This window comes from Pseudomonas sp. NPDC087336 (genome assembly GCF_044744285.1).
Classification (GTDB): Bacteria; Pseudomonadota; Gammaproteobacteria; order Pseudomonadales; family Pseudomonadaceae; genus Aquipseudomonas.
This window is the reverse complement of record NZ_JBIUYA010000001.1, coordinates 14,277-29,794: the sequence shown is the minus strand read 5'-3', so window position 1 is coordinate 29,794 and position 15,518 is coordinate 14,277. Positions and strand designations below refer to the sequence as shown.

Below are 15,518 nucleotides of genomic sequence, written 5' to 3'. Positions count from 1 at the left end.
GAGGATCCCGGACGTGGAAGAAATCATCGAACAACTGCGTGAAGCCAACGAACCGGTACCGGTCCCCTTGGAGTTGCCTGACGAAGACCTGCTGGTGGAAATCGAAGAACAACTGTTCATTGACATTCCGTTCGTCTTCAGAGAGTTCCTGCTGACCGTCAGCGACGTGGTCTATGGCAGCCTGGAACCCGTCACGGTCACTGACCCGCAATCCCACACCTACCTGCCGGACGTTGCCGCCAATGCCTGGGATGCAGGCGTCGATCGCAGCCTGATCCCGATCTGCCAGGACGGCGACAACTACTACTGCGTCGAAGAAGACGGCACCGTGGTGCTTTGGCTGGCCGAAGAAGAGCTGCTCGCCGAAGAAACCTGGGAATCGGTATGGCACTGGGCACGGGACGTCTGGCTGGAAAGCTGAGCCGTTCGACGCCCCTCACATGATCAATGCCCCGGCGAATCCTTGTGGTTTTCCAGGGTATCGAGCAAGGCCACCTGCATCCGTGTGTGCACTCGGATGAACCAGCGCCAGAGCAGCGCCGCCACGGCGGCCGCGACCACGGCGATCAGGACCAGCAACTTGTTGGTCGGCAGAATACTGGCCGACAAGGCTGCCAGCAGCAGGAAAATCACCAGCAGTGAGAGGATCGGGATCACTTCGGAGATCACCCGGCGCACTCGCTGCGTGTGACGGCCCGCCATCTCCGGTTTGACACCCATCTCCGCCAGCAACATCGACAATGCCTTGAGCTTGCGATACGCGGCAATCAGGAAGGGCAGCGACAGCATCAGCGCCCCGCCCCAGATCAACGCTTTCTGCCAGCTCGGGTCGCTGATCCAGTCCTGCAGGTACGTGGACATGCCTTCGGCGAAGTAAGCGCCGGCGAAGAAGATCGCAATCACCAACGCCAGATTGACCCCCACCTGCAGCAAAATCCGCCGAATCATCGAAGCCAGCAACGCACCCTCGCCCTGCGGCTGAATGCTGCGCAACCATTCGCCATACATCCCCAACACCCGTGCCAGCCGTTGCGGCATCACCGCGGCCAGTTTGATCGACAGTGGATCGGCTGCGCGGATCAGATAGGGTGTCATCAGCGTGGTAAGCACCGAGACCGCCACGGCCACCGGGTAAAGGAAGTTACTGGTGACCTGCAGGGTCATGCCCAGCGATGCAATGATGAAAGAGAATTCGCCAATCTGCGACAGCCCCATCCCGACCCGCAGCGAGGTACGCCCGTCGTTGCCGGCGATAAAGGCGCCAATGCCACAAGACAGCATCTTGCCGAGCACCACCGCCACGGTGATTACCGCGATTGGCCAGGCGTATTGCAGCAAAATCATCGGGTCGAGCATCAACCCGATCGCCACGAAGAAAATCGCACTGAACAGGTCGCGAACCGGTTCGATCAAGCGCTCGATTTTCAGCAACTGCCGCGACTCAGCCATGATCGCGCCAATCAGGAACGCACCGAGCACCATGCTGTACTCAAGCTTGACCACCAGCAGGCAGAAGCCAAAACACAGGCCCAGCACGGTGATCAGCAGCATTTCGTTGCTTTCGAACTTGGCCACGTAGGCCAACAGGCGCGGCACCAGCAAGATGCCAATGACCAGCGCGACGATCATGAACAGCGAGAGCTTGCCGACGGTGGAGAACACTTCGCCCGAACTGACCGTGCCACTGACCGCGATACTCGACAGCAAGGCGATGATGCCGATACCCAGGATGTCTTCGACGATCAGTACACCGAATATCAACTGCGCAAAGCGCTGGTTTTTCATCTTCAGGTCATTGAGCGCCTTGACGATGATGGTGGTCGAGGAAATGGCCAGTATCGCCCCGAGGAACAGCGAGTCCATGGTGTTCCAATCGAACCAGCGGCCGATTTCGTAGCCGATCCAGATCATCAGCACGATTTCCAGGAACGCCGCGATAAACGCCGTGGCACCGACCTTGAACAACTTGCGCAGGCTGAATTCCAGGCCCAGGCAGAACATCAGGAAAATCACCCCCAGCTCAGCCAGGGTCTTGATGGTTTCTTCGTCGTGGATCAGGCCGAACGGCGGAGTGTGCGGGCCAATAATGAAGCCGGCCACAATGTAGCCCAGCACCACCGGCTGCTTGAACCGATGGAAAAGTACGGTCACCACGCCTGCGACCAACATGATCACTGCCAGATCCTGAATAAAACTGATGGCATGCATGGCGTGGGGCTCCTTGGGTGCAATGGCTTGATCACCGGACGCAGGAAACCTCCGATTTGAGCAGTGTAAAAATCTGCTTCTCGTGTAGGACTATTTCCCTTGGTCTGGGCTTTTGCAGGGTAACACCGCGACTTCCAGCGCAAAGGCGGTGCAATATATGGAAACAGATCGATTGGGGGTGACGGCGGTCGTCCGCGCGGCGTCCCGATATCTGTTGGTTTGAAAAAAACCGCTGAAGCGCCCGCAGAGGTGCGTCCCTCAACCTTGCCTTGACCCGTGAGATCGCTATGGAACCCGGAAACGCCCAGCTGTCGATGACAGTATTGATGACCCCCGACATGGCCAATTTCTCTGGCAATGTTCATGGCGGCACCCTGCTCAAGTACCTCGATGAAGTCGCCTACGCCTGCGCCAGCCGCTATGCCGGCCGCTATGTGGTGACCCTGTCGGTGGACCAGGTGATTTTCCGCGAGCCGATCCATGTCGGTGAACTGGTGACCTTCCTGGCCTCGGTCAACTACACCGGCAACACCTCCATGGAGGTGGGCATCAAGGTGGTGACTGAGAACATCCGTGAGCGCTCGGTACGCCATACCAACAGCTGCTTCTTCACCATGGTCGCCGTGGATGACCAGCGCAAGCCCGCCCCGGTACCGCCGCTGCAACCTGAAAACAGTGAGGACAAGCGCCGTTATATGCAGGCGCAGCAACGCCGCCAGATTCGCCAGGAACTGGAAAAGCGTTATCAGGAAATCAAGGGCGACGCTTAAAGCCAAAGATCGCAGCCACTGTAGGAGCTGCCGCAGGCTGCGATCTTTTTAACCGTAACCGGATTACAAACTGATCGGAGTCGCCTCGAACCGCACCCGCGGATGGGCGATCCGGTCCTGAGCCCGAACCAGCTCCATCTCGTAACTGGCGCAGGCCTGGGTTTCCAGCAACACCTCATGCACCGCCGACGCGGCGAACTCGAAAGCCACCACCAGGCTGTCGCCCAACAGCACGCGAGCCAGGAACAACCCGGACGTCAGGTCGCCAACGCCCACCGGCTGACGCGGAAACGCCAGCAGCGGACGCTGCAGGTGCCAGCTGCCTTCGGCCGTCACCAGCAACATCTCGAAGACATCCGTCTTTTTTCCGGGATAATCCAGGTGCTTGACCAGCACCGCCTTCGGTCCACGTGCCAGCAGCGCACGCGCCATCGCCAGGCAATCGAACAGCGACTGCGGCTTGCGTCCCGAGAAGCTGTCGAGCTCCAGCTGATTGGGGCACATGAAGTCGGCCACGCTGGCGGCCTCTTCCAGCAGGAAATCGCTGACTTCCGCCGGTACGCTGCAGCCCTTCTCCGGATGGCCCATTACCGGATCACACAGGTACAGCGCCTTGGGATTGATCGATTTGATTTTCGCCACGCCCGTCAGTATTGCCCTGCCCTGGGCCGCACTGCCGAGGTAACCGGACAGTACCGCATCACAATTGCCCAATTCGCCAATGGCCGCGATACCTTCGACCAGATCGGGAATCTGGTGCGGTGCCAACACGTCACCCGCCCATTGGCCATACTGGGTGTGATTGGAGAACTGCACGGTGTTGAGCGGCCAGACATTCACCCCGACCCGCTGCATCGGGAAAACCGCGGCACTGTTGCCGGCGTGACCGAACACCACGTGGGACTGGATAGCGAGCAGATGGGGCGTACGTTTCATGCGGTGAGTTATCCGTAAAACGATTGAAATTCGAGCCACGCAGTATGCGACTAAACGCAGCCTGTACGACAGACCGACGACACAGTTAAGCTGACACTATCTTGTTGGAGCGCCCTGTTGATGCTGACCCTCGGAAATATTCTAGTGCTGATGCTTTTCGCTACCGCGGGTGCGTGGCTATGGCACAACCACGGCTTGCGCGAACACGCACTGGAGCGGGTCAAGCAGCATTGCGCCAAGCTCGGCATCGAGTTGCTGGATGGCAACGTAGCATTGAAAAAAATCGCCTTCATCAAGGATGCCAATGGTCGGCGACGATTGGCCCGTGTGTATAACTTCGAATTCACCGTGACCGGCGAAACCCGCCACAACGGTACCATCACACAATTCGGCCCGCACAGCGCACAGATCGAACTGGCGCCCTATCCCGTGCCATTCGACGACACCCCCACGGTAGTCGACGTGGTCAAGCCACGTGCCGAAGTGATCGAATTGAGCCAGTGGCGCCAGGAACATACCAAGTGGCGGCCTTGAGTCTTTTGATCTTCACCCCAACCGACAGCCGTCCAGGCCTTTTTTCAACACCTCTACATCCTGTAACTCGCTAAAAATAAGCTCAATCCGCGAATCTTGCCGCCACTCGCTGCTTCTCCAATCCAGCACCGCGTTATCCAGCGCATTCACCGACACCCAGCCCTCGGCGCCATGGATAACCAACTTGGCCCGCCGCCATTCAAGGCCTGCGAGCCACCGAGCGATCCTGTCCGTGTCAAAAGTCTGGGTCGGATGCCAGCGCCAACCAATGCTCCAACCGCCCTCCTGTGCCTGGCTCAAGCAAATCGGCAACGCCGGATCAGTCCAGATCGCCGGCAACGGCGTCAGCCCTTTGGGTGCAACGAAGTTATCCACACCTGACACAGCCTGAGCGTCCAGGCCAGGCAATTGGCTCAATGGCAAGGCTGCGTGCTGCACCCAGTACAACGGGCGTACCGGCAACTGCGCGACGAGACGTTGGCGAGCGGTTTCATCGAGGTGTTCCGACTTGTTCATCAGTAACAGACCGGCACTCTCCAGTGCCTCCTGTTGCGCCGGCGGTAGCGGCTTGCCAGCGGCAAGCGCCTGGGCGTCCAGCACCAGAACGCAGGGTTGGACACTCAGGACACCTTGCCACGGCGCGTCACGCAACTGCCGGAGCAACTGCGCCGGATGCCCCAGCCCGGACGGCTCGATGAACAGTCGATCCGGTCGCGCCTTGCGCAGCAAACGGCCGAGGCCGATCTGAAACGGCGCACCGTTGACGCAACACAAACAGCCCCCGGCCACTTCACCCAGTGCGATACCATCGGCGTCACGGGTCAGCAACGCGGCATCGATACCGATCTGTCCGAATTCATTGATCAGCACCGCCCAGCGCTCGCCAGCGGGACGTTGCGCCAGCAGGTGTCTGATCAGGCTGGTCTTGCCGGCCCCCAATGGCCCGGCGATGACATGGGTGGGTATGTTCTGCAACATGATCGAAAGTGTCTAGGGAGGTAAGGATGCGGTGGATTGGCGTGTCGTTGCTGCTGGCGCTCAATTGCGGCGAGGCACTGGCCCAGGCTTGCGTGGTCCACAGTCAGGCGGAGCGGCTCGACGTTAAAGTCTGCCAGCAAAACCGCAATATTCCGCAAAGGCTCTTTGCCGATGGCTTCTGCCAACCAAGCCTTGCAGGGCAGAGAGTCGAGGTGCAGTACGTCGACCAATGCCCTGGTGGCGCGTTCGGCGTGTGCAGCAACGCCCAAGTCGCCAATATGCCTTACCGGCAGGATATTCACTATTACGGCGTTGCCACGGATGCGGCGTATTTGAAGCCGTTTTGCGAAGCCCAGAGCCAGGGGACCTGGCTCAAGCCTTGAGGGTCAAGCGACCTCTTCATACCAAGGGCCGAACGGATCAGGCAACGAGCACCAGCTCTCTGCTCCCAGCGCCATCTCCTCATCGCTCAACAAGCAATCGGCCAGCTCGGCGGCAAGCTGCGCGAAATCAATGTTCTGGCCGATGAACACCAGTTCCTGCCGGCAATCCCCGCTATCAGCGTCCCAGTTCTGCAAGATGGCGGCGGTGCTTTCCTGGTCCTGCGGCCACTGGTCCTTCGGCACGAACCGCCACCAACGCCCGGCAAAACCATAACGCATCATCCCGCCGGCCTGGGACCAGCTGCCGGCGTCCGTGTGTTTGTTCGCCAACCAGAAGAAACCCTTGGAGCGCAGCAGCTTGCCATTGAGCCACGGGCCGTCGATGAAATTGAAGAAGCGCTGCGGATGGAAGGGGCGACGCGCGCGATAGGCGTAGGAGGCGATGCCATACTCATCGGTTTCCGGCACATGTTCGCCGCGCAGTTCCTGCAACCAGCCCGGCGCCTGCGCCGCTCTCTCGAAGTCGAAGCGACCGGTATCGAGGATCTTCTCCAGCGGCACTTCGCCCATGACCATCGGGATGATCTGCGCCTGAGCGTTGAGGCGTTTGAGAATTGCCGTCAGCTCCTCGCGTTCACGACTGCTGATCAAGTCGATCTTGCTGATCAGGATGACGTCGGCGAATTCGATCTGCTCGATCAATAGGTCGGTAATCGCCCGCTCATCCCCCTCCCCCAGCGTCTCGCCACGGGAAGCCAGGGTTTCGGCAGCCTGAAAGTCGAGCAGGAAATTCATGCCATCGACCACGGTAACCATGGTGTCGAGCCGGGCGATGTCGGTGAGGCTCTGGCCGTTTTCATCACGAAAGGTAAATGTCTCCGCCACTGGCAACGGTTCTGAAATGCCGGTTGATTCGATCAACAGGTAATCAAAACGACCCTCCCGGGCGAGTGAGCCGACTTCCTTCAGCAAGTCTTCACGCAACGTGCAGCAGATGCAGCCATTGCTCATTTCCACCAGCTTCTCTTGCGCACGATTGAGGCTGACGTCGCGCTGGACTTCGCTGCCGTCGATGTTGATTTCACTCATGTCGTTGACGATAACGGCAACGCGCAGGCCATTTCTATTACGTAGTATGTAATTAAGAAGTGTACTTTTTCCTGCTCCAAGAAAGCCCGAAAGGACGGTCACGGGAAGGCGATTTGGCATCAGAGGCTCCTCACAGGCCATTCATAAAAATCTATCGTTGGCTTGATGTTATCATATAACATTGCAATCACGTTTCCACGATGGATTTCCTCATGAACGCACTGACTCTGCCGGACATCGCCACGCAGGCCTCACGCCAAGCCCTGCCCCTGGAGTGGGTGGGCATGTGTGGCATTGCTCTTCCTGTTTTGCTCGATAGCAAAAAATTGCCTGCAACGGTCGATGCCGGTGTAAGCCTCGATAACGGCGAGGCACGCGGTATTCATATGTCGCGGTTGTATCTCGCGCTGGAAACGCTTGAGCAAGAGCCGCTCTCGCCCAGCTTGCTGGGACGGGTTTTGCACTGTTTCCTGAGCAGTCACGCAGGGCTATCAAACAGCGCCTACCTGAACATTCACACCGATCTACTACTGAAAAGACCGGCTCTGCTCAGTCCTTTGGCTGGCTGGAAAAGCTATCCCGTCAGCATCGAAGCCCGTTTGAAAAACCATATGTTCCACGTGGAACTTAAAATCGCGCTGCCTTATTCCTCAACCTGTCCTTGCTCAGCCGCGCTTTCCCGTCAACTGATTCAACAGCAATTCGTCGATGATTTTGCCAACCGGACATTGCATCACGCCGAGGTGCTGGCTTGGCTCGGCTCCCCTGAGGGCATCGTCGCGACGCCCCACAGTCAACGCAGCACGGCGCACTTGAGTTTGCGTTTGCACGAGTGCGTGGATGAGCTGCCACTTATCGCAGTCATCAACGACGCCGAAGCAGCGCTCGGCACCGCGGTGCAGACTGCCGTCAAACGCGCTGATGAACAGGCGTTCGCCTTGGCCAATGGGCAGAACCTGATGTTCTGCGAAGACGCCGCTCGACGCTTGAACCTGGCCCTCAAACGCTCACCCGGCATCAGCGGCTTTCAGATACGCGTTATCCATGCTGAAAGTCTGCATGCCCACGATGCCATTGCCGAAAGTCGCTGGAACTGGGAGGCCGTATAATGCGTTTCCAGGCTTTGCGCCGGAATGTGGACCCAAGCATGTATCGCGCATCGACAAGCAATCTTCTGCGCGTCTACAGGGCTTTGTGAAAAGAGTTTTAAGTGGGCACGACAAACGTCTACATGACAGCGACCGGGGTTTGGATCTAAGGTTAATCCGCTGACGCATGTGATCGAAGCATTCGAGAACAACAATCATGATCCAGATCACTCTGCCCGATGGTTCATTGCGTGAATACGATCAACCGCTGTCCGTGCATGAAGTTGCCGCGAGTATTGGCCCCGGGCTGGCCAACGCTGCGGTAGCGGGTCGGGTGGACGGTCTGTTGGTGGACTGTGAGTTCGTGATCCGGACCAATGCCAGGGTCAGCATCATTACACCCCAGGAACCCGATGGCCTGGAGATTCTCCGGCGCTCGTGTTCGCTGATGTTGGCGATGGCGGTCAAGCAAATGCATTCCCATGCTCAATTGCGAACCGGCTCGTCGCTGGGTGACGGGTTCTATTGCGAGTTCAGTGTCGAGCGCCCAATCCGGACTGCTGATTTGCCGCTGATCGAAGCGCGCATGCAATCATTGGCGGCGGCCAACCACTCGATTCGCCGCAGTCGCAGCCACTCCCCGTCTCGCGCCGATCTGTCGCTGTATCGCCTCGCAGACACCGACTATTTGACGAGCGGCCCGCATGTGCCCACCACCAGGGTCTTACAGGCGTTTGCCCTCGATCACATCAACGGGACCTTGCAGCAACGCATCTATGGCACCTGTTGGTCCAGCCACCAGGAGCTTCAGCAATGGCGCCTGCCGGCCCATGTGGTGGTCGTCACCATGGATGAGCGCCAGACGAGCTACGCCCACGCGGTCACCGAACGCCTGCGCCGAAGCGGCGTACGCGCCTTGGCAGACCTGCGCAACGAAAAGGTTCGCCACAAGATTCGTCATCACAGTCAGACGGTGCCGTACCTGGTGGTAGTCGGTGAACAGGAAAGGGCTGGCGGGTATGTCAGCGTGCGCAATCGCAACGGGGAGGATTTCGGCAGGATGAAAGTTGAGGCGGTGTGTGAGTGGTTGGGTCAGCCAGGGATTTCAGGTGACTGAAAGGTCCGCGGGCAAGCCTCGCTCCTACCAAACAAGAGCGAGGCTTGCTCGATAACGCTTAGGCTCTTGGCTTCACGGTGCCGCAATCCTGCCCCAACCAGACCGCGCGGGTATCGAGGCTACCCTTCTGCTGGATGCCGGTGGCGTTGAATGTACCATTGACCTTGGTGGTGAACTCACGATCGCTGAGGAAGGTGGCAACACCCGCGCCTTGGGCTTTCGGGCAGCTGAAGCGGAATTTCCACTGGTTGCCGGTGCGCTCGGTGATTTCCTGTTTGCAGCCCGATTGTGGGTCGGTCAGCGGAATGTTGTCGCTCCTGACCTGCTCTGGGGTCAAGCACGCCCGAATCCCTTTGCCACCCATGGTGATGCCCTGTTTTTCCAGCTGCGCGCGCTGTTCAGGGGTCATCTGGCTTTGAATTTGACCCAGGATCAGTTGCAGATCCGGCAGGTTCTGGTCATCGACTTTCATGTTGCTCGAAGTCAATTCCCACAAACCTGGCTGAAGCATCTGCGCCTGAGCAGCCACAGGAAGTGCCAAACCAAATGCCATGGCCAAACCCAGCAGACGAACGTTCATCGAGTAACTCCTGATCAGTAGTGGCCGTTAGACGTCGCCGACGGGCTTCGGTTCATGGGCCAATTAAATAGCGACATTCTGCACGGAACATGGTCTGTTAAGCATTGAATCTTCAGGAGCAAGGCTGCCCCCCATGGATTATTTTGGACCGCATGTCTTTGGTTATGTCATCGCCCTGCTGCACTCATTGGGCTTGATCGCGGCAATCCATGCCGTGTTGACCGTCCGCACCGCACAAGGCTCGATTGCCTGGGCCTTGTCACTGATGTTCATGCCTTACCTGACCCTCATTCCCTATCTGGTATTCGGCCGCAGCTCCTTCGACGGCTACATCAAGGCACGGCGCCAGGCCAACGAGGAGATGCGCAAGGCGGTCTCCGAGCTCAACTGGCGGCCATGGGTGGAGGAAGCCCTCACCGCTCGCGCATCCAGCGCCTACGCGTCGCTGAGGGCGATGCCGAAACTGGGGCGCATGCCTTGCCTGGCAAACAATGAAGTGCGCTTGCTGGTGAATGGGCAGGCGACCTTCGAGGCGATTTTCCAGGCCATCAACCAGGCCCGGGAAGCCGTGCTGGTCCAGTTCTTCATCATCCACGATGATCGCCTGGGCCGACGCCTGCGTGACCTGCTGCTGCACAAGGCCAGCGAAGGCGTGGTGATTTACCTGCTCTACGACCGAATCGGCAGCCACTCCCTGCCCCACGGTTACGTCCAGTCGCTGCGCGATGGCGGTGTCAAGGTCAAAGCCTTCGCTACCCGTAGCGGCTGGCTCAACCGCTTCCAGGTCAACTTTCGCAACCACCGCAAGATCGTGGTCGTCGACGGCATCCTTGGCTTCGTGGGAGGCCACAACGTTGGCGACGAATACATGGGCGAGAAACCACCGCTGGCACCTTGGCGCGATACCCATGTGCAAGTACGGGGGCCGGTGGTGGCCTGCATGCAGGAGTCCTTCGCCGAAGACTGGTTCTGGGCGGCTCGCGAATTACCGCAGCTGATCCTGCCGCAGGTTTATCCGGACGGCGGAGTGCTGTGCCAAATGCTTGCCAGCGGCCCGGCGGATGCCTACGAAACCTGCTCACTGTTCTTCGTCGAAGCGATTCACGCGTCGACCGAACGGGTGTGGATCACCAGCCCGTATTTCATCCCCGATGAAGCGGTGCTCGCTGCGTTGCGATTGGCAGTCTTGCGCGGGGTGGATGTGCGCATTCTGCTGCCGTCGCGGCCTGATCACCGAATCGTCTACGCCGCTTCCAGCCTCTATGCCTTTGAAGCCGTGCGCGCCGGTGTGCGGGTGTTCCGCTACGAACCCGGTTTCCTGCATCAGAAAGTGGTGTTGATTGACAGTGAAATCAGCGCCATTGGCAGCGCCAACATGGACAACCGTTCGTTTCGATTGAACTTCGAAGTGATGTTACTGACGGTCGACAGGGCGTTCGCTGCCAAGGTGGAGCAGATGCTCAACGACGACTTTGACCAGGCTCACGAAATCGCCAAGGAAGAAGGCCGGGAGACCCATCGCTTGCAGCAGGTCGGCATGCGGGTCGCCCGGCTTATTTCACCCATCCTCTAGGGATTGTAGATATCGTCTCGCGTCCAAGGCAGCTCATGACTGCCATCGGCGTGGGCCTTCACCGCGAGAACCTGGTGCAGGTTGATCCAGCCACGGGCGAACGCATAGGCACAACCGGCCAGGTACAGGCGCCAGATGCGCAGGGCTTGATCCGGCACCAGTTTCGAGGCGGCCTCCAGGTTGTCTTCCAGACGCTCGCTCCAGTGATCCAGGGTCCGTGCGTAATGCAGGCGCAGGCTCTCGACATCGACGATCTCCAGCCCTGCTTCACTGATCTCGGCAGAGATCATCGACAGGTGCGGAAGCTCGCCGTTGGGGAACACATACTTCTCGATGAACTCCCCGGCACCGCGTCCCACCGGGCGACCATCGGTGTGCTTGGCGGTGATTCCGTGGTTCATCACCAGCCCGCCCTCTTTCACCGCGCCGAACAAGGTTTTGCAATACTCGGCCAGGTTCGCGTGCCCGACGTGTTCGAACATGCCGACGCTGACCACTTTGTCGAAGCGCCCGTCTTGAGGCAGGTCGCGGTAGTCAAGTAACTGCAGCTCGACCAAATCCTCCAGCCCTTCCGCTTTTACGCGTTCCCGGGCCAGGGCCAGTTGTTCCTTGCTGAGGGTAATACCGAACACCTTCGCGCCAAACTCACGGGCCGCATACCGGGCCAGCCCGCCCCAACCGCAGCCGACATCCAGCAGATATTCGCCGGGTTGCAGGCGCAACTTGCGACACAGGTGACGGAATTTTGCTTGTTGGGCCTGTTCAAGGGACTCACTGCCCGTCTCGAAGTACGCGCAGGAATACGCCATGTCGCTGTCGAGCCACAGTTGATAAAAGGCATTCGAGAGGTCGTAATGGTAGGAGATCGCCTTGGCGTCTGTTTCCTTGTCGTGGACGGTGCGCACAGGCTGACTGTCGAGATCACCGAGCAATGCTTGGCTCCACTCATCACAGACACGGATCACATCGCTGATGGAACCCTCCAGTTCCAGTTTGCCCTCGACGAACGCAGCCCCTAGCGCGTCCAAACTAGGATGGGTGAACTGGGTGACCATTTGTGGGTCCTTGACCACAATTGTGACACTGGGCGTCGGCCCCAGATTGAACTCATGGCCGTCCCAGAGTCGCAGGCGTAGCGGTAGCTGCAGATTCTGTAAGGCCGGTGGAAGTTGCGCGAGCATGGAAAATTCCCCTTGTTTCAGACGTCTGCTGAGAGGTTAGACCATCCTTGAAAAATAGCTGGCTATCGAATTAATAGCCAATTTCTATGATTCCCGAGGGGGCAGTCTTATCCACCGCGAATCCACTAAATGACAGACCCTCAGCATTAATGACAGCAAACCCGGCATGCAGTTCTGAAAATTTTCCAAGCCAATAAAACCTACCCCTGGTTCAATTCAGGAATTGCTCATTACATATTTGTTCCACGTGGAACCTTTGAACGAGATACCTCGAAACGAGCTACCTTTTACCCTTCCGTCCTCGTTTACAGGAGTACATTCATGAGCACATATGACGTCGTGATTCTGGGCGGCGGCCCTGGCGGTTACAACGCGGCAATCCGCGCTGGCCAGCTAGGTTTGAAAACGGCCTGTGTAGAAGGTCGCGCCACGCTCGGCGGCACCTGCCTGAATGTGGGGTGCATGCCGTCCAAGGCATTGCTGCACGCTTCTGAACTCTACGACGCAGCTATGGGTGCGGAATTCGCCAATCTGGGCATCGAGGTAAAACCGACCCTTAACCTCGCGCAGATGATGAAACAGAAAGACGAAAGCGTGACCGGGCTGACCAAGGGCATCGAGTTTCTCTTTCGTAAAAACAAGGTCGACTGGATCAAGGGTTGGGGCCACATCGACGGGCCGGGCAAAGTCACCGTGACGGATAACGCCGGCGGCAAGACTGAACTGATCGGCAAAGACATCATCATCGCCACCGGTTCCGAACCCACTCCCCTGCCCGGCGTGGACATCGATAACCAACGCATCCTCGATTCCACCGGCGCACTGTCGTTGACTGAAGTGCCAAAACACTTGGTGGTGATTGGCGCCGGGGTGATCGGGCTGGAGCTGGGTTCGGTCTGGCGGCGCTTGGGGGCGCAAGTGACCGTGGTCGAATTCCTCGATCGGATCTGCCCGGGCGTGGACGGCGAAGCAGGCAAAACGCTGCAACGCTCATTGAGCAAGCAAGGCATCAGTTTCAAACTGAGTTCAAAAGTGACCAGCGCCACGACATCCGCAACCAGTGTGCAGCTCAGCGTCGAGCCCGCCGCGGGCGGCACCGCCGAGTCCCTGGAGGCCGATTACGTGCTAGTGGCGATTGGACGTCGGCCTTATACCCAAGGTCTGGGGTTGGAGAACGTCGGTCTCGCCACCGATAAACGCGGCATGCTCGCCAACAAGGGGCACCGTACCGAAGCCGCGGGCGTCTGGGTGATTGGCGACGTCACCTCCGGACCGATGCTTGCCCACAAGGCTGAAGACGAAGCCATGGCCTGTGTCGAACAGATCGTCGGCAAGGCAGGTGAGGTCAACTACGATCTGATCCCCAACGTGATCTACACCAAGCCGGAGCTGGCCAGCGTCGGCAAGACCGAAGAACAGTTGAAGGCCGAAGGTCGCGCATTCAAGGTCGGCAAATTTCCGTTTACCGCCAACAGCCGGGCGAAGATCAATCATGAAACCGAAGGATTCGCCAAAGTACTGGCCGATGAGCGTACCGACGAAATCCTCGGTGTGCATCTGGTGGGGCCAAGCGTCAGTGAAATGATTGGCGAATATTGCGTGGCCATGGAGTTCAGCGCATCCGCCGAAGACATTGCCCTGACCTGCCATCCACACCCCACCCGATCCGAAGCCTTGCGCCAGGCCGCGATGAATGTGGAGGGGATGGCGACGCAGATGTAGGCCTGGAAATTGGCGGTGATTGATCTATCGCCACCGCGAGCAAGCTCGCTCCCACAGTGATTTTGTGAACGCCACGGATCAGTTGTGGGAGCGAGCTTGCGAGCGCGGCCTAAAGCGGCAAATGCCCCAACGGCAACGCTCCCGGCGTCTTCACGGTATGAATCGCAAAGTTGCTGCGGATATCGCTCACACCTGGCAGCGTCAACAAACACCCAGTTAGAAACCGGTCGTAGGCGCGTAAATCCGGTACCACCACTTGCAACAGAAAATCCGACTCACCTGACACCAGGAACGCCGAAATCACCTCCGGCAATGCGGTCACGGCCAAGCGAAAAGATTCAGCCTGTTCATCGTTATGGCGCTCGACTTTCACCCCGACGAACACAGTCAGCCCGAGCCCCACTTCATCGCGATCCAAATTGGCCTGATAACCACGAATCACTCCGGCCTCCTCTAGCATCCGCACCCGGCGCAAGCATGGCGAAGCAGACAGACCAATTTCTTCAGCCAACTGCACATTGCTCAGGCGACCATCCCGTTGCAGCGCGGCGAGAATCTTGCGGTCGTAGGCATCCAGTTTCATCGTTTGGCAGATCCTGCTGGCTGAGCTGTGATTTGTTGGCAGGTTATGCCAAATCAGACAGCTTTAGAAGCGAACTACGCAAGCACATGCCCTGCTACCTGGCTCTAGACTAGCCCTACTGAATCGACAACGGACAGGGGTGCAACATGGCGGGACTCGGGCTGTTTTTCATGGCGCTGGCAGTGGTCTATCTGTTACCCGGCCCGGACATGATCCTGCTGCTGCAAACAGGTGCCCGTCAGGGCAAAGGCGCTGCGCTGGCCACGGCGGTCGGCCTGGGGATCGCCCGCGGTTGTCATGTAGTGCTGGCGGCGTTGGGGTTGGCGGCATTGTTCAAGGCCGCTCCTTGGACCTTTGACGTGGTGCGCCTGGTCGGTGCCGCTTATCTGCTGTGGATCGGCATTCAATGTTTGCGAACGACGATGCTGCCTAGCCTGAACGGTCCAGGTGCAACGGACGAAGAACCACGCTGGGGCGAAGCGATCCGCCGCGGTTTACTGACCAACCTGCTTAACCCGAAGGCGCTGCTGTTCTGCTCGGTGTTGCTGCCGCAGTTCATCGATCCACTCAACGGACCGGTACTCGCACAATTTGCGATCCTGGGACTGGTGCTGGTCGGTGTCGGTTTGATGTTCGATAGCACCTACGCCTTGACCGGCGCCGCGCTGGGTCGTTGGCTGCAACGCAGCCCCGGCGCCCAGCGCCTGCAACAATGGCTGTTCGGTAGCCTGTTGATCGGTTTCGCCGTGCGGCTGACCTTTGTTCAACAGGCTTGA

General features: G+C 58.7%; 16 protein-coding genes. 9 read left to right on the top strand and 7 right to left on the bottom strand.

Annotated features, from left to right (window positions below):
* Positions 1 to 13 precede the first annotated feature (13 nt).
* Positions 14 to 421 (top strand): SMI1/KNR4 family protein, encoded by a 408-nt coding sequence (locus ACIO0C_RS00135; RefSeq protein ID WP_007934432.1) that lies wholly within the window; start codon positions 14 to 16, stop codon positions 419 to 421.
* Between the two features lie 23 nt (positions 422 to 444).
* Here the strand turns inward: ACIO0C_RS00135 and ACIO0C_RS00130 are convergent, their stop codons facing one another.
* The gene (locus ACIO0C_RS00130) at positions 445 to 2,208 is read right to left on the bottom strand and encodes a cation:proton antiporter (RefSeq protein ID WP_401306389.1); all 1,764 of its coding nucleotides are present in this window, start codon (positions 2,206 to 2,208) and stop codon (positions 445 to 447) included.
* A gap of 287 nt (positions 2,209 to 2,495) precedes the next feature.
* Here ACIO0C_RS00130 and ACIO0C_RS00125 point away from each other — a divergent pair, with 287 nt between their 5' ends.
* On the top strand, positions 2,496 to 2,978 hold the full coding sequence (locus tag ACIO0C_RS00125) for an acyl-CoA thioesterase (RefSeq protein ID WP_008064551.1): 483 nt from the start codon (positions 2,496 to 2,498) through the stop codon (positions 2,976 to 2,978).
* Between the two features lie 63 nt (positions 2,979 to 3,041).
* Here ACIO0C_RS00125 and pdxY read toward each other — a convergent pair whose 3' ends face one another.
* Entirely contained in the window at positions 3,042 to 3,914 is an 873-nt protein-coding gene (gene pdxY / locus ACIO0C_RS00120) for a pyridoxal kinase PdxY (RefSeq protein ID WP_401306386.1), read from the bottom strand.
* Between the two features lie 120 nt (positions 3,915 to 4,034).
* Here pdxY and ACIO0C_RS00115 point away from each other — a divergent pair, with 120 nt between their 5' ends.
* Entirely contained in the window at positions 4,035 to 4,448 is a 414-nt protein-coding gene (locus ACIO0C_RS00115) for a DUF3301 domain-containing protein (RefSeq protein ID WP_274073754.1), read from the top strand.
* A gap of 12 nt (positions 4,449 to 4,460) precedes the next feature.
* Here ACIO0C_RS00115 and ACIO0C_RS00110 read toward each other — a convergent pair whose 3' ends face one another.
* Positions 4,461 to 5,426 carry a CobW family GTP-binding protein gene (locus tag ACIO0C_RS00110; RefSeq protein ID WP_401306383.1) on the bottom strand — a complete coding sequence of 322 codons (966 nt, stop codon included), beginning with the start codon at positions 5,424 to 5,426 and terminating at the stop codon, positions 4,461 to 4,463.
* A gap of 26 nt (positions 5,427 to 5,452) precedes the next feature.
* On the opposite strand from ACIO0C_RS00110, the gene ACIO0C_RS00105 reads away from it, so the two are divergent.
* On the top strand, positions 5,453 to 5,809 hold the full coding sequence (locus ACIO0C_RS00105; RefSeq protein ID WP_401306380.1) for an NADH:ubiquinone oxidoreductase: 357 nt from the start codon (positions 5,453 to 5,455) through the stop codon (positions 5,807 to 5,809).
* A 3-nt stretch (positions 5,810 to 5,812) separates the two neighbouring features.
* Here ACIO0C_RS00105 and zigA read toward each other — a convergent pair whose 3' ends face one another.
* Positions 5,813 to 7,018, bottom strand: a complete 1,206-nt coding sequence (gene zigA, locus ACIO0C_RS00100; RefSeq protein ID WP_401306378.1) for a zinc metallochaperone GTPase ZigA — start codon at positions 7,016 to 7,018, stop codon at positions 5,813 to 5,815.
* 92 nt (positions 7,019 to 7,110) lie between these two features.
* Here zigA and folE2 point away from each other — a divergent pair, with 92 nt between their 5' ends.
* Positions 7,111 to 8,007, top strand: coding sequence for a GTP cyclohydrolase FolE2 (folE2, locus tag ACIO0C_RS00095; protein ID WP_401307319.1), 897 nt, complete (start codon positions 7,111 to 7,113; stop codon positions 8,005 to 8,007).
* A 196-nt stretch (positions 8,008 to 8,203) separates the two neighbouring features.
* The gene (locus ACIO0C_RS00090) at positions 8,204 to 9,103 is read left to right on the top strand and encodes a His/Gly/Thr/Pro-type tRNA ligase C-terminal domain-containing protein (RefSeq protein ID WP_401306375.1); all 900 of its coding nucleotides are present in this window, start codon (positions 8,204 to 8,206) and stop codon (positions 9,101 to 9,103) included.
* Positions 9,104 to 9,161: 58 nt separating this feature from the next.
* Here ACIO0C_RS00090 and ACIO0C_RS00085 read toward each other — a convergent pair whose 3' ends face one another.
* Positions 9,162 to 9,683 carry a DUF3617 domain-containing protein gene (locus tag ACIO0C_RS00085; RefSeq protein WP_401306373.1) on the bottom strand — a complete coding sequence of 174 codons (522 nt, stop codon included), beginning with the start codon at positions 9,681 to 9,683 and terminating at the stop codon, positions 9,162 to 9,164.
* Between the two features lie 133 nt (positions 9,684 to 9,816).
* On the opposite strand from ACIO0C_RS00085, the gene cls reads away from it, so the two are divergent.
* Positions 9,817 to 11,256 (top strand): cardiolipin synthase, encoded by a 1,440-nt coding sequence (cls, locus tag ACIO0C_RS00080; RefSeq protein WP_401306371.1) that lies wholly within the window; start codon positions 9,817 to 9,819, stop codon positions 11,254 to 11,256.
* Here cls and cfaB read toward each other — a convergent pair.
* Complete coding sequence (cfaB, locus tag ACIO0C_RS00075; protein ID WP_401306369.1) at positions 11,253 to 12,437, bottom strand: C17 cyclopropane fatty acid synthase CfaB; 1,185 nt, start codon at positions 12,435 to 12,437, stop codon at positions 11,253 to 11,255. The two genes, cls and cfaB, sit on opposite strands and share 4 nt — an antisense overlap.
* Positions 12,438 to 12,758: 321 nt before the next feature.
* Between cfaB and lpdA the strand changes: the two genes are divergently transcribed.
* On the top strand, positions 12,759 to 14,159 hold the full coding sequence (lpdA, locus tag ACIO0C_RS00070; protein ID WP_401306366.1) for a dihydrolipoyl dehydrogenase: 1,401 nt from the start codon (positions 12,759 to 12,761) through the stop codon (positions 14,157 to 14,159).
* 109 nt (positions 14,160 to 14,268) lie between these two features.
* Here lpdA and ACIO0C_RS00065 read toward each other — a convergent pair whose 3' ends face one another.
* The gene (locus ACIO0C_RS00065) at positions 14,269 to 14,742 is read right to left on the bottom strand and encodes an Lrp/AsnC family transcriptional regulator (RefSeq protein ID WP_401306363.1); all 474 of its coding nucleotides are present in this window, start codon (positions 14,740 to 14,742) and stop codon (positions 14,269 to 14,271) included.
* Between the two features lie 146 nt (positions 14,743 to 14,888).
* Between ACIO0C_RS00065 and ACIO0C_RS00060 the strand changes: the two genes are divergently transcribed.
* Entirely contained in the window at positions 14,889 to 15,518 is a 630-nt protein-coding gene (locus tag ACIO0C_RS00060; RefSeq protein WP_401306360.1) for a LysE family translocator, read from the top strand.